Below are 16,705 nucleotides of genomic sequence, written 5' to 3'. Positions count from 1 at the left end.
TCGTCAGAGTCTGGGTTCGTCAGAATCCGAACGCGTGGCGCAGGCGCGTGGTGGAGCGCGGTGCGGCGCCGGCCAGGTCGCGCAGCCTGCGGGCGAACCGCGGGTGCGCGTCGTCGCGGTCGGTGAGGGCTGCCTCGACAGCTCGGGCCACTTCGGCCGGATCTCGCTCGTACTCGTCGGCGAAGTCCGGGTCGTCGGTGTGCAGCGCCGGATAGTCGATCGCGGTGACGTGGACGCCGCTCGGTCCCAGCTCGGCCTCGGCGCACTCGGCGAAGGTGGTCCACGCCGCCTGAGAACTCGCGTAGGAGGCGAAACGGCCCGCCGCGGCGGTGTTGTGGTGCGCGGGGCCGACATTCACGACATGGCCGGACCCGGAGCGGAGCATCGCGGGAAGCAGCCCGAGGGTCAGGCGCAGCGGCCCGAAGTAGTTGGCGGCCATCATGCGCTGGTAGTCGCGGAAACGGTCCAGCGATTGCGTGACGGGGCTGCGCACGGGGCGGCCCGCGTTGTTGATCAGGACGTCGACCGCGCCGAATTCCGCGAGCACCCATTCGACCAGCTGATCGACGTCGCCGAGCGCGGAGATATCGCAGCGGAACCAGTGCGCCCGGCCGCCCGCGGCGACGATCTCCTCGCAGGCCGCGATGAGCTGATCACCGCGCCGGGCGACCAGGAGCAATTCGGCGCCGTGCTCCGCGAGCAGCGCGGCGGTCGCGCGGCCGACGTCGGAGCAGGCGTCGGTGACGAGAATCCGTTGATCAGCCAGGGATTCCGCGGCGGGCCGGTCGGTGCGCGGCACGCGCAGCTTACGGTCGACGAAACGGGCCGGGGCAGGGCGAAATTCGAGCATCGATACAGCCTTCGCATCGGATGACATGCTGAACCAACCCATCGACACCCCGCCGACAGTGCCGAATCGGCCACGGCCGCCGGACGATAGCTATCACCCAGTGACCGCGGCGCGACACAGTTTAGTCGGCCGACTCGTACCGCATGGCGTGTTCGGACGCGCAGATCTCGTCGATTCCGGCGACGATGTCGCGCAGCAGCTCCGAGGGCAGCGCGGACGGACGCAACCGGCAGGTGAAGGTGATCAGGCCGTGGTCCTCGGCGGGCAGATTGCGCGCGGCGGCCTCGTCCCGCAGGTAGCTCGAGCGCACGCCGTAGGTCATCGCGGAGATGACGGTGAAGCAGCCGGTGCGCTCCCGGTGCCCGGAGAACAGGTCGTGCAGCCGGTAGAACACCGAGGCGTAGGTCGACAGCGGCGCGAAAATGCCGACGCGGTAGGCGGGTCCGCGCTCCGAAGAGCTGATCACCGTGTCGGCGAGGTACTCCGCGTCGCGCAGCGTGAGCACCTTGGGGGCGAACATCAGCGCGCCCGCCGCGGCGTTGCGCACCGGCATACCCGCCTTGCCGCCCGCGTGCGAGGCGATGGCGCCCAACGACTTCCGGGTCCGGCTGCCGACCTCGCGGCGGGCCCGCAGCGACCGGGTCGGCGTGGTGGGGTAGAGGCTGGACCACTGACCGAACCGCACGGTGCCGAGCTGCACGTGGCCGGTGCCGACCGGTCGCGCCACCTTCAGCGGCGCGGTGTCGACCCAGCGGCCGACCTGCAACGCCGCGTTGCCGGGATTCGCGATCTCCCTGTGCGCGTGCTCGACGAAGGAGTCGAAATCGAGGAACCGGTCGGCGTCGGTGGTGAGCCAGGTGTGGTCCTTGTCGATGTCGACGGCGTCCAGGGTGAGCGCGGTGATGATGCCCGCGCGCCCGCCCGCGCCGAGGATGCGGTGGAACCGCTCGGTGTGGTGGTTGCGCCCGCAGGTGCCGATGCGCCCGTCCGGGTCGACGTATTCCAGATCCACGATCTGGTCGATGAACAGGCCGTACCGGTGCGAGGCGCTGCTCACGCCGCCGACCGAGGCGAAGCCGCCCGCGGTGATGTCGCGGTGGTCGCCGACGACGGGCAGGCCGAGTCCGTGCGCGCCGAGGCGGCGGTCGATGTCGGAGAGCTTGGCGCCTGCCTGCACGCGAACGGTGCGACGACCGAGGTTGATATCGAGCACCGAGTTCATCCGGCGCAGCGAGACCACGGTGCGCTGATCGGGCAGTGTCAGGTTGTCTTCGACCGGCTCGCCGCCGCGGACCGTGAGGCGCTCCACGCGACCGCGTGAATTCCGCACGGTGCGAACGACATCCGCGGTGTCACGAGGTAGATATTCTTCGGCGGAGACAGTCTGCGGCGTGCTCATGGCACGACAGCTAACCACAGTCTGGCGCTCGGTGCGCACCCGAAGCCGGAGGCTCTTTCTCCGCACCCGGACAACCCCTTTCGACCTGCGACGATGCGGATGTCGTCCGCCTCGGTGACCAGGGCTGTGGACGCCAGGACGGGCACCCCGGCAGGCACGCCGCGCACCGGCCCCGGATCCTGGTTCAACGGCCCGGCGCCGGCAGGCGACGACTGAACAACACCGCGCCCGTCGCGTCGCACAGATCCACCGTGAGTTCGGCGGAACGGCCATCGATGCGGACCTCGCCGAAATGCTGATAGGCGCCGTCCAGCGGCGAGGTGTTCGGCGCGGGCGGCGCGTGCACGAAGACCGCCTCGGGACCGAACGTGGGGTCGAGCTGATTGGGGCCGAAGGCGCCCGCGTTGAGCGGTCCGGAGACGAACTCCCAGAACTCGTCGAAATCGGTGAACGCCGCGCGCTCGGGGGAGTAGCGGTGCGCCGCGGTGTAGTGCACGTCGGCGGTCAGCCACACCACGCCGGTGACCCGGTTCGCCTTGATCGCCGAGAGCACCTGCGCGATCTCGGATTCGCGGCCCGACGGCGCACCGGGCGCGCCGTTGGCCGGGCCCTCGAAGGCGGTCTTGCCGTCCGGCACCACCACGCCGAGCGGCAGGTCGTTGGCCACGATCTTCCAGGTGGCACGTGACTCGCGCAGGCCCTCGATCAGCCATTTCGTCTGCGCCGCACCGAAGATCCTGCCCTCGGGCGCGGTGTTGGCGCCGTTGGCGTCCTTGTAGGTGCGCATGTCGAGGACGAACACGTCCAGCAAAGGGCCGTACGAAACCTTGCGGTACAGCCTGCCGTCGACGGCCTCCTTCGGGTCCAAGGGCATCCACTCGTGGAACGCCTGCCACGCGCGAGCGGCGAGGGTGTCCATGCTGCGCTCGGTGTAGCCCTTGTCCGCGGCCACCGTGCCGCCGGGGTACCAGTTGTTGACCGTCTCGTGGTCGTCCCACTGAACCAATTGCGCCACCCCGGCATTGAACCCGCGGTAGTTCCGGTCGCTCAGGTTGTAGGCGTACTGGCCGCGGAACTGGTCGAGCGTCTGCGCGACCGCGCTCTTGGCCTCGGTGACGGTGTTACGCCAGATCCGGCCGTCGGGCAGGGTGACCGACTCCTGGAGCGGGCCGTCGGCGTAGACGACGTCGCCGGAGTGCAGGAACAGGTGCGGGTCGCGGGCGGCCATGGTCGAGAAGATCTTCATCCCGCCGACATCAGGGTTGATGCCGTAACCCTGGCCCGCGACGTCGCCCGACCACTGGAGCTTGATGTCGGCCGGACTCGTCGGTGCGGTGCGGAACACGCCGGTCAGCGGTTCGGAGGTGGCGCCGTCCTCGGCTTCGAGGGTGACGCGGTAGTGCACCAGCGAGCCCGAGGGCAGTCCGGCGACGCGAACCCGTCCGGTGCCGTCCGCGTCGGGCGCGAGCAGCGGACCGGTGAAACGGCGCGCGTCGGTGAAGGATTCGGTGGCGGCGGTCTCCACGATCAGTGTCGCGGGCCGGTCCGAGCGAGCCCAGATCAGCGCGCCGTCGGAGCGCGGGTCGCCGACCGCGACGCCGTGCGTGAGGTTCGGCCGCTGCCGGACGAGGACGGGACCGTCGTCGGCGCCGCAGGCGGTCAGCGCGGGCCCGGCCACCAGGCCGAGCGCGGAGGTGCGCAGCAGGGTGCGCCGGGAGATGCCGAGTGCCGGACCGCTGTGTGCCATGGTCGCCACCCTCACGCAGTGATGTCAACGCCGCGTGAACGGTCGCTGTCGGTCCGACCAATTGACCGGCGATGCATCGTGGCGGCATCTGGGCCGTGCGCTTCGGCGGGTTTTCAGGGGCCAGGCTCGACCGGTCGGTTCGTCATCGGCGCATCGGGGGTGTTGCCCTGCTGTGCGCTGGATTCGGCGGTGTGCGCGGGTCGGCGAGCGTGCGCGGAGTCCGTTGTGGACGTGGAGGCGAGTGTGAGCCGGGCGCTCGGTTGGGCCGGGTTCACGCGGCGCAGCGGTTCGGTCGGATTGTCCGGCAGCCAAGGCGAACCCGCGTCGTCGAGGCCGAGCGCGGCGATCACGTCGGGGAACCAGCGGGTGCATTCGGTGCGCAGCGGCAGTTCGGGCTGGAGTTGCGACATCACGCTCACGCCCGCAAGGAACGTCCGCAGCATCGGGGTGTGCTCGGCGGGCATGGTCAGCTGCCGGATCACGTTGGACAGGCTCAGATCCACTGTCGCCGAGACCCGTTTGCGCAACCACTCGGTGGTCAGGCGGAAGGTGGGGTCGAGCATGGCGTCACGCATCGGCGCCAGCTGCGCGAGCACCGTGTGACTGTCCAGCGCGCGATCCGGCTCGACGTAGCCGCGGCGGCGAATCGCCGCCTCCAGGTCGGTCGGATCGTCGCTCAGGATCGCGCGGGCGATATCGGTCAGCGCGTCCAGGTAGCCGGGCGGGAACGGCGCGCACGCGCCGAAATCGACGATCCCGAGCCTGCCGTCGGGCATGACGCGGAAATTGCCCGGATGCGGATCGCCGTACAGCAGACCGGTTTTCGTCGGGCCGGACAGCAGGAAGCGCAGCACGAGCAACCCGATCCGGTCGCGATCGAACGGCCCGCCATGCGCGAGCATCCGCGACAGCGAGACGCCGTCCAGCCATTCGGTGATCAGCACGTCACCCTGCTGCGCCACCACGCCTGGCACCACGAAATCGGGGTCGTCCGCGTAGGCCGCTGCGAAGCTGCGTTGATGCGCGGCCTCGATCTCGTAGTCGAGTTCCTCGCCGATGTAGGCGCACAGCGCCTCGATCACCGCGCGCGAATCCGCGCCTGGCAGCAGGGCGGTGAACAGCGGGGCGATCTGGCGCAGCGCCTGCAGATCGCTGAGCACGGCCTCGCGCGCGCCGGGGTACATCACCTTCACGGCCACCCGGCGGCCGTCGCGCCACACCGCGCGGTGCACCTGGCCGACGGAGGCGGCCGCCGCGTTCCGGTCCTCGAACTCCAGGAACAACGTTCGCCAGTGCGGGCCGAGCTGGGCGGCCAGCGCCGCGTGCACCATCGGGGGCAGCATGGCGGGCGCCGAATCCTGCAGCTGGTTGAGCGCATCGCGATACGGCGCCGCGAAATCCGCGGGCAGTGCCAATTCGTACAGCGACATCAGCTGCCCGAGCTTGGCCACGCAGCCCTTGAGCTCGCCGAGCACGTCGAACAGATGCTGGGCGGTCCGTGCCTGGATCTCGCGGTTCACCTCGTCCGCGGAACGGCCGAGCATGCGTTTGCCCGCGCCCGCGACCCGCCTGCCCGCGAACGCCACCGGTAGTCCGGCCAGCTTCGTGGTGCGGGCGAGCCTGCCCGTCGGCGGATCACCGGCGGGCTCGGCGTCGACACGCCTGGGCAGCTTCAGAATTCGACCACCGGTGTCGCGGCGGACCATGCTCACCTCACTCGCACGTCGAGCAGACCACCCCTACCCGTGGTCCCGCGTCGACGTTGTGCTCGACAAGGTTACCAACCGGGCTCAGTGCGCGAGCCGCGCCAGGCGATGATGCAGTTCGCCCGCCCAGTCGACGCCACCGAGGGCCTGGTAGTCGACCCACAGCGCGTCGAAGACGTCGCGGCCCTCGGAGATCCAGCCGCCGCGCTTGTCCGCCTCCAGCACCACGCTCATACCGGTCTCGGTGGCGACGAAGGTGACCTCCAGCTGGTTCAGCCGCGGGTAGTGCGGTGAGCCTGCGAACTCGATCTCCTGGTAGAACGGCAACGTCTGCGGCGTGTTGTGCACCCGTCCCGCCTCCACGTCGGCGCTGCGCAGGTGAAAACCCAAGCGCTCCAGGGCCTCGAGCAGCATGTGCTGGGCGGGCAGCGCGCCGACACCAATCGGGTCGGTGTCGGCGGCGTCGACGGCGCCGTGGATCTCCACGATCGTGCGCAGCGAGACCACCGTGCCCGGCAGGTGCCTTCCGTTGTAGAACGTGATCGGCGTTTCCATCGGCGCGCGCGCCGCGAAACGGAAATCCAGTACCGCGCCGGGCGGCAGGTGCAGCGGGCCGTGCACCCCGGTGCGCCCGAACGCGATGTCGCGCACGGCTTCGTGGTCCTCGTACTCCTGTTCGGCCCTGGTCACGAATTCCACCGCGATATGCGCGATGTCCTGCCCGACCTTCCCGCCGCGCAGCCGCACCACGCCCTCGACCGTCCCGCCGGGCTGCACCCCGGGAGTGAACAACTCGGTCTCGACCTCGGCCCCGCCGACCCCCGCCGCCGCCAACAACTTCTTGAACATGCCCCGAAGTCTCCCCGCCCCGCCTTACCGACACCTTGTCGTTTCCCTACCGTGTGACCAACGTCATCGGCAGCCTCACAGAGCTTTCGCACGCCTCACAGAGGTTGCAGCCTTTGCGAGGCGTATGGGAGGTCTGTGAGGGTCAGGGGGAAGCGCGGTGGGCGGTGGTGACGAAGTCGGTGCAGGCGTCGGGGGATTTGTCGCCGGAGGGGTGTTCGACTCCGCTGTTGACGTCGACGGCGTAGGGGCGGACCGTGCGGATGGCGTCGGCGACATTGGCCGTGTTCAGACCGCCCGCAAGGATGACGCGCCGGCCGAGCCCGCGCAGGTCGTCGACGATGGCGGCGCTCACGGACCAGTCGTGGGTGCGGCCGGTGCCGCCGAGACGGTCGGTCGTGCGCGAATCCAGCAGGACCGCATCGCAATCCGCCGCGGCCGAGCGGGCGGCGTCCACGGCCTCGGGACCGGTGACGTGCACCGCCCGGATGATCCGGTGCGCCGAGGCCGCGCGGACCTGCCGGACGGTCTCGTCGGTCACCAAGCCGTGGATCTGAACGGCGTCCACGCCGACACGTTCGGCGAGCTCGAGGATCGCCTCGGCCCGCTCGAGATGGGTGACCAGAACCCTGGTGACGAACGGTGGCGTCCGCCCGGCGAGCCAGGCGGCCAGGTCGGCGTCGAGCGCGTCCTCGCTGACGTGGGTGACGCCCGCGATGAATCCGACCGCGTCGGCGCCCGCCGCGATCGCGATCCGCAGATCGCTCTCGGACCTGATCCCGCACAGCTTCGCACGCACCGGCACCTGGGCAACGATACCGTCGCGGAAACGAGAACGGCCCCGGAACCTTTGGGGTCTCCGGGGCCGTTCGGGGCAGGTCAGCTGGCGGCGGTATCGGGGATGCGGGTGGCTTCGGGTTTCGTGCCGGAGGGGACGCCCTTGAGGCTGTGGGCGTAGATGTCGACGTACTCCTGGCCGCCCAACGTCATGAGCTCGTACATGACCTCGTCGGTGACGGCGCGTTCGACGAAGCGGTTGCCGCCCATGCCCTCGTAGCGGGAGAAGTCGATCGGGTCGCCGAACTTGATGGTGACCTTGCGGCGGCGCCACTTGAAGGGGCCGGGCGGGGAGACCTCGTTGGTGCCGATGACGGCGACCGGGATGACGGGCACGCCGGTCTCCAGCGCCAGGCGGGCCAGGCCGGTCTTGCCCTTGTAGAGACGACCGTCGGGGGAGCGGGTGCCCTCGGGGTAGAGGCCGACCAGGCGGCCCTCGTCGAGCAGCTTGCGCGCGGCGTTCAGCGCGTCCTCGGCGGCGTCTGCGCCGCTGCGGTCGATCGGGTACTGACCGGTGGCGCTGAAGAAGAACTTCTGGAAGCGCCCCTTGATGCCGGGGGTGTTGAAGTATTCGGCCTTGGCCAGGTAGTTGATGCGCCGCGGGCTGGTCAGCGGAGCGAACAGCCAGTCGGCGAAGGATAGGTGGTTACCCGCCATGATGGCCGGCCCGTCCGCCGGGATGTTCTCCACGCCTTCGACGGTGGGCCGATTGTAGAGATGAATGAACGGTCCCAGCAGCACGAACTTCAGCAGCCAGTAGAACATGACGTCCTTTCCCCGGGACCGGGATAGTAGCGGGCAACCTGCGTCAGTTGCCGACTTTACCGCTGGTCCGAGATCACATCCAATCTCAGCGATGGATCTCACCACAATCGGATCGGCGCAAGCCCCGAAGGCCCCTCCGCGGCGGCCTGATTCGAACGGATGTGCCCGTGCGCGCGGCGGTCAGCGGCCGCTGCGGGCGACCCGCGACGAGCGCCGCCCTGGCTCCGCGAGCACGGCGCGCGCCAGTTCGGCGGCGCCGATCATGCCCGCCGCCTCACCGAGCTGGGTGGTGCGGATGCGGGCAAGCGGCCGGTGTCCTGCGCCGGTGACGGCGCGGGCGTACTCCTCGCGCGCGGCGTCGAGGAACAGCGGGGCCGAACTGCTCACGCCGCCCGCGATGACGACCAGATCGGGATCGAAGATGTCGCTGACGAATGCCAGCCCGAGCCCGAGCCAGCGCGCGAAGTCGGCCATCGCGGCGAGCGCAACGGGGTCGCCGTCCTGGGCGGCGCCCGCCACCCGTCTGCCGGTGAGCGAGCCGGGATCGCGGGACGCCTCTCTGGCGAGCACCGTCGAGCGGCCTGGGTCGGTGGCGAGCAGTTCGATGGCGGTTTCGGCGAGCGCGGTTCCGCTGCAATACCTTTCCCAGCAACCATGCTTGCCGCACGGGCAGGCCCGGCCCTGCGGTACCACTTGCAGATGGCCGAGTTCCGGTGCGACGCCGTGCGTGCCGCGATAGAGCGTGCCCTCGATGAGCAGCGCCGCGCCGACACCGGTGCCGATCGCGACGAGCACCACGTTGTGCCCGCCCGCCGCCGCGCCGAACCGGTACTCCGCCCAGACGGCGGCGTTGGCATCGTGCTCGAGGATCACCGGCAGCTCGAGACGGTCGGTGAGCCGCGCCGCGACGGGCGCGTCCTTCCAGGGCAGGTGCGGTGCGAATCGGACGGTGGAACGGTCGCCGCTGATGAAGCCCGCGACGGCGAGACCGACGGCGCCGATCGGGTGACGGCGGCGCAGTTCGCGCACGGCGCGGTCGAGGGCGTCTTCCAGGGCGCGCTCGCTGTGCGGTGTCGGCGACTGCACGGTGTCGAGCACCTCGCCGTCGCCGTCCACCACCGAGGCCCGAATGTTGGTGCCGCCGACGTCGATACCGACGGTCAGCGGGAGTGCATCTGCCACCGGGTGCGTCATGCCTTGATCGTCACGGGGATACCGACGTACCCGGACCGCGCCGGATTGCCGTGCCGGTCACCGGATCGGGACGCACCATGGCCACCCGGCCGAGCCCCGGCATCGTGCCGTTCGGCCGTGCGCGAGCCACTGTGTCCGGCACGCGACCTCGCCTCGTCGGCGCTCCGATGCGGCGCGTCATCGGACCCCGGATGCCGTTGCCGCACATCGCTTTCCGGATCGTCGGTCGGTAGCAGCGGATCGACCGGCACCCCGGCCAGCGCCTCGCGCAAGACTGTGACGATCGCGGTGCCGTGGTCGGCGATCGCCGCGACCACGTCGTGGTGCTCGCCGCGCACCAGTGCGGCGGCCGCGCACACCGGGCACCAGCTGCACGCCGACCAGTTCGGCTGACCCTGCGCCGCGCTGTGCCGCAGCACCGGTTCGACGCGTTCGAGCACCGCCTCCGCGAGCAGCTTCAGTTCCTCGGCGAATTCGCTGAACCCGTCGCCGTGCGGGGCCGACGTCCCGTGTTCCATCTCAGTGAGCCTCTGGCGTCAGCGGCCACACGTCCGGGTCCGGGCGGAAGCGCACGATCAGGTAGCCGCTGTCGAGTTCGGCGTCGTCGACCGCGCATCGCCGCAACACCGGAGCCAAGCGCACCCGGCGCCGCACCCCGTCCGCTCCCACGATCAAATCGTCCTCCACTCGTCCCAGTCGCAGCGTCGCCGGATCGACGACGGGCAGGTGCATCCGCATCGCGTACACCGAATGCAGACCCGTGCCCGATTCCAATCGAACCACCGGTTCACCGGAACGTGCGTGAACCTTCGCCGGATTGTCGCCCAGCATAAATCCCGTTCCGGCGTCTGACGCGCCGGAATCGACCGCGTAGGAAAGCGCTTGCAGCGAACCGAGACCCACCGGCTCCGCGCCCGTGTGCTGAGCGATCAGCACCGGGATGCCGTGCATGGCCTTGCCGAGCCCTGCGATCACGTCGTGCTGCTCGGCGCGCCGGTTGTGGTACCAGTGCACGGCGGGATGCGCGGCTTCGGGCGGACCGGACGGTTCCGGCATCGGCGGCAGCACCTTGTTGACGATCACCGCGTCCAGCCGCAGCCCGAGCAGCACGGCGGCCGAGCGCACCCGCTGGGACTCGGCGAGCGCGACCCGTTCGGCGACGGTGACCAGCCGCGCACCGGTGCGGTGGTGATCGGCGAGCAGGTCGCGCACCTCGCCGACGGCGGCGACGATCCGATCCACCGTCGCCGCGAGCACCGCCCGCCGCAGGTCGGTGCTGATGGTGCTCATCGCCCGCGCGTGCGGTGGCCAGATCCGTTCCAGATAACCGAGCAGGGTGTCGGGCGCGGTGACGATGCGCAGCATGTCCGCCGAGGGCGGGCAGTCCACGACGATGACGTCCCAGTCGTTCTCGTCGGCGAATTGCGCGATCTCCACCAGCATCAGCAGTTCCTGCACGCCGGGCAGGCCGGTCAGCTCGGCGGGATCCAGCGCGGCCAGATCGACGCCGTGGTCGTGGGTGTGCGCGCCGCCCGCGGACAGCATCCGTGTCACCTCGCGGAACCGATCCTCCAGCAGCGCAAGAGAATCCACCTCGATGACGTCGAGTCCCGGCAGCACCCTGGCGATTCCGGTCACCGTCCCGGGATCGTGCGGGAAACGGAAACCGAGCGCGTCGCCGAGCGAGTGCGCCTGGTCGAGGGAGGCCAGCAGCACGGTCTGCCCGGCGCGGGCATAGGACATGGCGGTCGCGCAGGCCAGCGTGGTCTTGCCGACGCCGCCCTTGCCGATGTACAGCTCGAGCCTGGTCGGCTCGCGTCCGCCGGGCTTCTGCTGCCCGGTCAGCCTTCGACCCGCTTCTTCAGTTCCTTCAGCGCGGTGTCGGTGATGACCTTCTCGGCCTTGCGCTTGAACATGCCGATCATCGGGATGTTGAGATCCACGGTGAGCTCGTAGACCACCAGGGTCCCGCCGTCGGGCTGATCGATGAGCTCGTAGGTTCCGTCCTGTGCCTTCTGCAGATCACCGCTGATCAGCTTCCAGCTGACCGCCTTGTCGTCGGCGCGCCAGGTGTAGGTCAGCACGTAGGTGTCCTTGACGACGCCCGCGTCGAGCACGAAACGTGCGGTGCGCGCCCGGCCGTCGGGGCCCTTCTCCAGCACCTCGACGGACTTCGCCGCCGAGACCCACTCCGGGTAGGACTCCAGATCGGCGATGACGGACATCACTCGCTGCGAGGGGGCCTCGATGAGGATCGACCTCTGGGTCCGGTCGGCCATGGTGGTCAACGGTTCCTTTCGGTGTTTGTCTGCCGCGCGGGCGCGGCGGGTTCGCGGCCCCTTCTGTCTCGCGTCCGAGCGGTCGAGACTTGCGCCTGCGGCGCGTGCGCTTCGACCGCACGGCCGCGAGACGGCCGCGAACGGTCGCTCGTAAGACTCGCTCCGTGTGGGCCGGGTCGGGGGTGGATTGTCCTCGTCGGAGTCGCTCCCTCTCTGCGTACAGCCGCGGTGCTCAGCCTGCCTGCGTCGCGGCGGGCGTCACCCCGGCCGGACGGCCCGCCTCGAGCCGCGCCTTGATCTCGAACGACATGTTCTTGCCCGCGACCCGGCGTGCCCGGCTGGCGGCCGACAACTCGCGCGGCGACATCCCTTCGACGCCCCGCGGTTCGCAGTGCAGGAAGTAATGCAGGATGACCCCGTCCAGCGCGGGCTCCAGCCACACCTCCATGGTCCCCGTCAGCGCTCCGGATACCGACCAGCGAATTCCCTTGTCGCCGCGGTCCTCCCGGACGTCGAGGGTGAGATCGGGCCACCACTGGCGCCACTTGCCTGCGCCATCGAGCACCTGCGCGACCGCCGCGCCCGAGGCGGCGACGAACGTCTGGTCCGCGACCTGAATACTGCTCACACCGCTGAGCGTAGTTGATCGGGGTTCACTCAGCGGAGGAGGTGGCGCAGGCGCGCGCCGAGGGTGTCCCAGCGCCAGTTCTCCTCCACCCAGGCACGACCCGCGGCGCCCATCGCCGCGGCGGCGTCACGGTCGGCGAGGATGTCCACCAGCGCGTCGGTGATCTCGGTGACCTTGCGTCCGTCGACCACCCGGCCGGTCTTGCCCTCCAGCACGGTTTCCGGTGCGCCGCCGGAACGGCCCGCGACCACGGGCACGCCGGTGGCCGACGCTTCCAGGTACACGATGCCGAGGCCCTCCACATCGAGACCGGCGCCGCGGGTGCGGCACGGCATGGCGAAGACGTCGGCGATGGTGTGGTGCGCGGCGAGTTCGGCCGAGGGCACCCGGCCGGTGAAGATCACGCTGTCGGTGACGCCGAGCGTGACGGCGAGACCGCGCAGCTTGTCCTCGTAGGGCCCGCCGCCCGCGATCACCAGCACCGCGCCGTCGACGCGGTCGCGGACCTCGCGCATCGCCGCGATCAGCACGTCCTGGCCCTTGCGCGGCACCAGCCGGGACAGGCACAGGATGGTCGGGCGGTCGCCGAGCCCGTAGCGCCCGCGTAGCTCGGCGCGCGCCTCTGGGTCGGGACGGAACACGTCGGTATCGACGCCGGGCGGCAGGTATTCCAGCGCCGCGTCCGCGCCGAAGGCCGCGGCGAACCGGCCGCGGGTGTACTTGCTGACGTAGGTGACGACGTCGGTGTGCCTGCCGATCGCGCCCAGCGCCTGTCGGGCGCCCGGCAGCATCGACCAGCCGACCTCGTGCCCGTGCGTGCTGGCCAGGATGCGCTCGGCTCCGGCCCGGCGCAGCCGCGGCGAGAGCAGCGCCAGCGGGGCCGCCGCGCCGAACCAGACGGTGTCGCACTTCTCGTCGCGCAGCAGCCGCGCGGCCCGGCGCAGCACCAGCGGCGTCGGCAGCATCAGGGTGGTGGGATGGCGCACCACCTGGAACTTCTGCTTGGCATCGAACTTCAGGTGCGAGTCACCGCGCCAGCGCGGCGCGTAGACCACCAGATCGTCGGGCGGTAACTGTCCGGCGAGCGCCTGCAGATACGACTGGATACCGCCCGGCCGCGGCGGGAAATCATTGGTAACCAGCAGAGTTCGGGCCATGGAGGACAACCTACTTGGTGGGATCGGCGCGCCGCCGCTCCGGTCGGGCTGCGCTGGGACGGATCACACGGCCTGGGCCGAGAGCCAGCCGCGCCAGTCCGCGACGAAGTCGGCGCGGCCGATGCCGAGCACCTCGCGGAGGACGCGATCCTCGCTCGCGGCGTCTTGCCGCTGCGCCGCGAGGCGCCGGTAGAGCTCGACGAGACGGCGTTCGTCGTACTTCTCGGCGACGAAAGCGCTTGCCGACCACGCCTCCTCGTAAGCAGCGACGGCGCTACCGCCCGTGAAGGCGGCGTCCGGCGGCAGGTCGTCGGGGAGCGTTCCGCTGCGCAGCGCCGCGTTCACCGTCGGCGCGATCTGGGCGAACGGGTGACCTTGGCCGCGATGGGCGGCGTACTCGGCGAAGCCCTCCAGCATCCATTGCGGGGCGCCGTCGGCGGTCTCGGCGCGCGCCGCGATATGGGTCAGCTCGTGGCGCAGCAGCGTGCGCAATCCGTCGGCCGAGAGGCGACGGCCCGCGTCGGGGCTGAAGACCACCCGCTGACCGGTCGGCTTGCTGCCGCGCACGAACGGGTCGGCCACCGAGGCCGCGGCGACCTCGGTGGGCATCTCGGTGCCTGCACGCACCAGTGCGGCGAACTCCGACGGCGTCGCGGCGACCACGACGAGCGCCGACCGCGCCCAGTCCGGACCCCACAGCTCGGTGATCGCGGCGGTGGCGTCGGGCAGTTCGCGGGCGAGCACCTCGAGCTCCGCGCGATGGCCGGGATGGCCGACCACCAGCGATTCCGTGCCGTCAGCGCCGGGAACGCCGATCGACTCGATCGGGCCGAAGGGTTCCATGGTGCGGCGCACGGCGGCCAGTCGCGGGTCGCCTGCGGGCGCTTGGCCCAAACTCTCGGTCGAAGCGTCTTGGGCCGCGCGGATTTTCGGCAGTGTCCACTTGGGCGCCATGGCCAATGCGCAGCACAGGCCCGTCAACAGGGTGACCATTCCGACGGTGAGAACGAACTGACACCGCCCTTTGGCCATGCACCAGCCGCGCGCCCGTCGCCAACCCTCCATAGCGGATCAGTATCGCCTAGCGGAGTGATACGGCGTCGACCCCATGGGCGCTACCGCGACCGGCACGCCGAAAGTGGAGGCGTGCAACATGAGTCCGTTGCCCGCGTAGATGCCGACATGCGAGATGTCGGAATAGAAGAACACCACGTCACCGGGCTGTAGATCGTCCTTGTCCACCGGCGTGCCGTAGGACGCCTGCGCCGAACTGGTGCGCGGCACGTTCTTGCCGACCTGTTTGAACGCCCACTGCACCAGGCCCGAGCAGTCGAACTGGCTCGGTCCGGTCGCGCCCCAGACGTATGGGTCGCCGACGCGGGTGAGTCCGGCGGCAAGCGCGCTGGTTCCGCTGCCGGGGACCAGGCCTTGGAGCAGCGTGTCGCGATCGAAGCCGGGCGGGAACGGCGATCCGGCCAGCGCGGACTTGTCCTTGCTGGACAGCGCGCCCCACGCCTCGACCACCTGGGCGACCGCGCCGCCGAGCTCGCTGCGTTTGCGTTCCAGATCGGCGCGCGCCTGGTCGGCTTTCTGGGCGGCGCCGCGAGCCGCGTCGGCGGCGGCGCGGGCGGCGGACTCGGCGGATTCGGCCGCGTCGGTGGCCTTCTTGAACTGGCGCAGCTGATCGGTGGTCTGCGCGCTGAGCACGTCCAGCGTCGACATCTGATCGAGCAGTTTCTGCGGGGAATCGCTGACCAGCACGGCGTACAAGCGGTTGGTGCGCGCGCCCTGGTAGGCGGCGATCGCGGTGCGGTCGATGACCGGCTGGAATTTGCGTACCTCGGCGCGCGCGGCGTCGGCGACCTCGGTGGTCGCGGCCAGCGTCGCGTCGGCCTCTTCCTGCACGGCGAGTTTGGCGTCGAGTTCGGCCTGGACGGTCAGTGCCTGCTGATTCAGCTGCTCGGATTGCCGGGAGAGATCGACCATCCGCTGCACCGCTTCGGTCGCGGTGGCCGGCAGCGCCACGGGGTCGGCGATCGCGGGACCGCTCGCGTAGACGGCCGTGGCCAGAACTCCGGCCGCCAGCACCCCGCTCACCAGACGATTCGCGCGAAGTCTTCGGTGACCAGCTGTCACTGGCGTGCCCCGTTCTCTCGTAATGCCGACTCGTGAAATCGAACGCGACGCAGTCGCCCACGCGGCTCACGGAGACGGGTTCGGCGACTCTGCAACCCGCGGGTAGGTCTCATTTAGGTTACGAAACGGCAGCGGTCGGTGTCCAGTGGAGAACGACCCGATCACGGCCGTGGGGAGAACCGAGCCGGGCCGCGTGCGGCGGCCCGGCTCGGTTCGGCAGATCAGAAGCGGCGCGCGCCCGCGACCGGCATCGACGAGATCGGGGCGATCATCACCGGGCTGCCGGAGGTGGAGGCGTGGATGACGTTGCCGTCGCCCGCGTACAGGCCGGAGTGGCCGCCGCCGTAGAACGACACCAGGTCGCCGAGCTGCAGGTCGTCCATCGAGACCGGGGTTCCTGCGGCGAGCTGCGCGCCGCTGGTGCGCGGTAGCTCCATGCCCGCCTGGCGGTACGACCACTGCACGAGGCCGGAGCAGTCGAAGGAGTTCGGGCCCGCGGCGCCGTACACGTACGGGGCGCCGAGCTTGCTCTGGGCGGCGTCGAGCGCGACCTCGCCGAGGGTCTTCTGCGGAGCGACGAACGGCAGCGGGGCGCCGGGCGGCGTGCCGAGCTGCATGCCGGGGATGTCGGCCGGGATCGGGATCTCGTTCGGAACCTCGAACGTTCCCACGCCGGGGATGGTCACCGGCTGAGCCGACGCGGGGGCGGCGGGAAGGAGGAACGCGCCGATGGTGGCAGCGCCGACGGCTCCGGCGGCAACGGCACGCTGCGCCTGTCGCTTGACGGTGTTGGTCGCCATGATGCGGTACTTCCAATCTGCCCCACGACGCCACACCCGGTGGTGCAGCGGACTGCGTGCTGCCGCTCCGTTCGGGGCGGCGGACTCCGTGAGGTCTCGAAAAGGTTACGAACACATCACGGTGTTTTGTAAAGCCCCTGGCATCCGAAATGGCGACGCTCAACAACTTTTGCCACGCATATCTGCGAGGTATCTCACAGCAATCACGAAACGATAACGACGGCTGGTTACCCGTCGGCGTTCGCGTCGTCACGCCCAACTGTCCCAGGTGGCGATGCGGCTCATGCGGGGTCTGCATGACCAGCATTTGCCCAGGTGGTGACGCTCGAGCCGGTGCTTGACGCGTCCTTGGACCGGACGT

16 protein-coding genes are annotated in these 16,705 nt (G+C 70.2%); all 16 read right to left on the bottom strand.

Going from position 1 to position 16,705, the window contains the following annotated elements:
* Positions 1 to 19: 19 nt before the first annotated feature.
* On the bottom strand, positions 20 to 850 hold the full coding sequence (locus AB0H50_RS18485) for an SDR family NAD(P)-dependent oxidoreductase (protein WP_357453742.1): 831 nt from the start codon (positions 848 to 850) through the stop codon (positions 20 to 22).
* A 121-nt stretch (positions 851 to 971) separates the two neighbouring features.
* On the bottom strand, positions 972 to 2,249 hold the full coding sequence (locus AB0H50_RS18480; protein ID WP_357453739.1) for an FAD-binding oxidoreductase: 1,278 nt from the start codon (positions 2,247 to 2,249) through the stop codon (positions 972 to 974).
* A gap of 184 nt (positions 2,250 to 2,433) precedes the next feature.
* Positions 2,434 to 3,996 (bottom strand): alkaline phosphatase D family protein, encoded by a 1,563-nt coding sequence (locus AB0H50_RS18475; protein ID WP_357453736.1) that lies wholly within the window; start codon positions 3,994 to 3,996, stop codon positions 2,434 to 2,436.
* A gap of 113 nt (positions 3,997 to 4,109) precedes the next feature.
* Positions 4,110 to 5,702 carry an AarF/ABC1/UbiB kinase family protein gene (locus AB0H50_RS18470; protein ID WP_357455277.1) on the bottom strand — a complete coding sequence of 531 codons (1,593 nt, stop codon included), beginning with the start codon at positions 5,700 to 5,702 and terminating at the stop codon, positions 4,110 to 4,112.
* An 84-nt stretch (positions 5,703 to 5,786) separates the two neighbouring features.
* On the bottom strand, positions 5,787 to 6,551 hold the full coding sequence (locus AB0H50_RS18465) for a sporulation protein (protein WP_357453733.1): 765 nt from the start codon (positions 6,549 to 6,551) through the stop codon (positions 5,787 to 5,789).
* 142 nt (positions 6,552 to 6,693) lie between these two features.
* A complete protein-coding gene (locus AB0H50_RS18460; protein ID WP_357453730.1) occupies positions 6,694 to 7,353 on the bottom strand; it encodes a phosphoribosylanthranilate isomerase in 660 nt (219 codons plus the stop codon).
* Positions 7,354 to 7,427: 74 nt separating this feature from the next.
* Positions 7,428 to 8,150: a lysophospholipid acyltransferase family protein gene (locus AB0H50_RS18455; RefSeq protein WP_357453727.1), complete on the bottom strand. Its 723-nt coding sequence runs from the start codon at positions 8,148 to 8,150 to the stop codon at positions 7,428 to 7,430.
* Positions 8,151 to 8,330: 180 nt separating this feature from the next.
* Positions 8,331 to 9,344 carry an ROK family protein gene (locus tag AB0H50_RS18450; protein ID WP_357453724.1) on the bottom strand — a complete coding sequence of 338 codons (1,014 nt, stop codon included), beginning with the start codon at positions 9,342 to 9,344 and terminating at the stop codon, positions 8,331 to 8,333.
* Positions 9,341 to 9,862 carry a hypothetical protein gene (locus AB0H50_RS18445; protein WP_357453721.1) on the bottom strand — a complete coding sequence of 174 codons (522 nt, stop codon included), beginning with the start codon at positions 9,860 to 9,862 and terminating at the stop codon, positions 9,341 to 9,343. Before AB0H50_RS18445 ends, AB0H50_RS18450 begins: the two co-directional genes overlap by 4 nt.
* A 1-nt stretch (position 9,863) precedes the next feature.
* Complete coding sequence (locus AB0H50_RS18440; RefSeq protein WP_357455274.1) at positions 9,864 to 11,135, bottom strand: ArsA family ATPase; 1,272 nt, start codon at positions 11,133 to 11,135, stop codon at positions 9,864 to 9,866.
* A 50-nt stretch (positions 11,136 to 11,185) separates the two neighbouring features.
* Positions 11,186 to 11,623, bottom strand: a complete 438-nt coding sequence (locus AB0H50_RS18435) for an SRPBCC family protein (protein ID WP_357453718.1) — start codon at positions 11,621 to 11,623, stop codon at positions 11,186 to 11,188.
* Positions 11,624 to 11,855: 232 nt separating this feature from the next.
* Positions 11,856 to 12,251, bottom strand: coding sequence for a polyketide cyclase / dehydrase and lipid transport (locus tag AB0H50_RS18430; protein WP_357453716.1), 396 nt, complete (start codon positions 12,249 to 12,251; stop codon positions 11,856 to 11,858).
* 29 nt (positions 12,252 to 12,280) lie between these two features.
* Positions 12,281 to 13,408, bottom strand: a complete 1,128-nt coding sequence (locus AB0H50_RS18425; protein ID WP_357453713.1) for a glycosyltransferase family 4 protein — start codon at positions 13,406 to 13,408, stop codon at positions 12,281 to 12,283.
* A 63-nt stretch (positions 13,409 to 13,471) separates the two neighbouring features.
* On the bottom strand, positions 13,472 to 14,473 hold the full coding sequence (locus AB0H50_RS18420; RefSeq protein WP_357453710.1) for a hypothetical protein: 1,002 nt from the start codon (positions 14,471 to 14,473) through the stop codon (positions 13,472 to 13,474).
* A gap of 6 nt (positions 14,474 to 14,479) precedes the next feature.
* Positions 14,480 to 15,505 (bottom strand): NlpC/P60 family protein, encoded by a 1,026-nt coding sequence (locus tag AB0H50_RS18415; protein WP_357453707.1) that lies wholly within the window; start codon positions 15,503 to 15,505, stop codon positions 14,480 to 14,482.
* A 260-nt stretch (positions 15,506 to 15,765) separates the two neighbouring features.
* The gene (locus AB0H50_RS18410; RefSeq protein WP_357453704.1) at positions 15,766 to 16,344 is read right to left on the bottom strand and encodes a C40 family peptidase; all 579 of its coding nucleotides are present in this window, start codon (positions 16,342 to 16,344) and stop codon (positions 15,766 to 15,768) included.
* Positions 16,345 to 16,705: the final 361 nt, after the last annotated feature.

Origin of the sequence: Nocardia sp. NPDC050793, from assembly GCF_040654065.1 — a bacterium.
Taxonomy (GTDB): Bacteria; Actinomycetota; Actinomycetes; order Mycobacteriales; family Mycobacteriaceae; genus Nocardia.
The sequence above is the reverse complement of the archived record's forward strand: the minus strand, read 5'-3'. Positions and strand labels throughout refer to the sequence as shown.

Coding starts and splice junctions, on each gene's coding strand:
- AB0H50_RS18485 (WP_357453742.1), bottom strand. CDS start 850: ATGCTCGAATTTCGCCCTGCCCCGGCCCGTTTCGTCGACCGTAAGCTG.
- AB0H50_RS18480 (WP_357453739.1), bottom strand. CDS start 2,249: ATGAGCACGCCGCAGACTGTCTCCGCCGAAGAATATCTACCTCGTGAC.
- AB0H50_RS18475 (WP_357453736.1), bottom strand. CDS start 3,996: ATGGCACACAGCGGTCCGGCACTCGGCATCTCCCGGCGCACCCTGCTG.
- AB0H50_RS18470 (WP_357455277.1), bottom strand. CDS start 5,702: ATGGTCCGCCGCGACACCGGTGGTCGAATTCTGAAGCTGCCCAGGCGT.
- AB0H50_RS18465 (WP_357453733.1), bottom strand. CDS start 6,551: ATGTTCAAGAAGTTGTTGGCGGCGGCGGGGGTCGGCGGGGCCGAGGTC.
- AB0H50_RS18455 (WP_357453727.1), bottom strand. CDS start 8,150: ATGTTCTACTGGCTGCTGAAGTTCGTGCTGCTGGGACCGTTCATTCAT.
- AB0H50_RS18450 (WP_357453724.1), bottom strand. CDS start 9,344: ATGACGCACCCGGTGGCAGATGCACTCCCGCTGACCGTCGGTATCGAC.
- AB0H50_RS18445 (WP_357453721.1), bottom strand. CDS start 9,862: ATGGAACACGGGACGTCGGCCCCGCACGGCGACGGGTTCAGCGAATTC.
- AB0H50_RS18435 (WP_357453718.1), bottom strand. CDS start 11,623: ATGGCCGACCGGACCCAGAGGTCGATCCTCATCGAGGCCCCCTCGCAG.
- AB0H50_RS18425 (WP_357453713.1), bottom strand. CDS start 13,408: ATGGCCCGAACTCTGCTGGTTACCAATGATTTCCCGCCGCGGCCGGGC.
- AB0H50_RS18420 (WP_357453710.1), bottom strand. CDS start 14,473: ATGGAGGGTTGGCGACGGGCGCGCGGCTGGTGCATGGCCAAAGGGCGG.
- AB0H50_RS18410 (WP_357453704.1), bottom strand. CDS start 16,344: ATGGCGACCAACACCGTCAAGCGACAGGCGCAGCGTGCCGTTGCCGCC.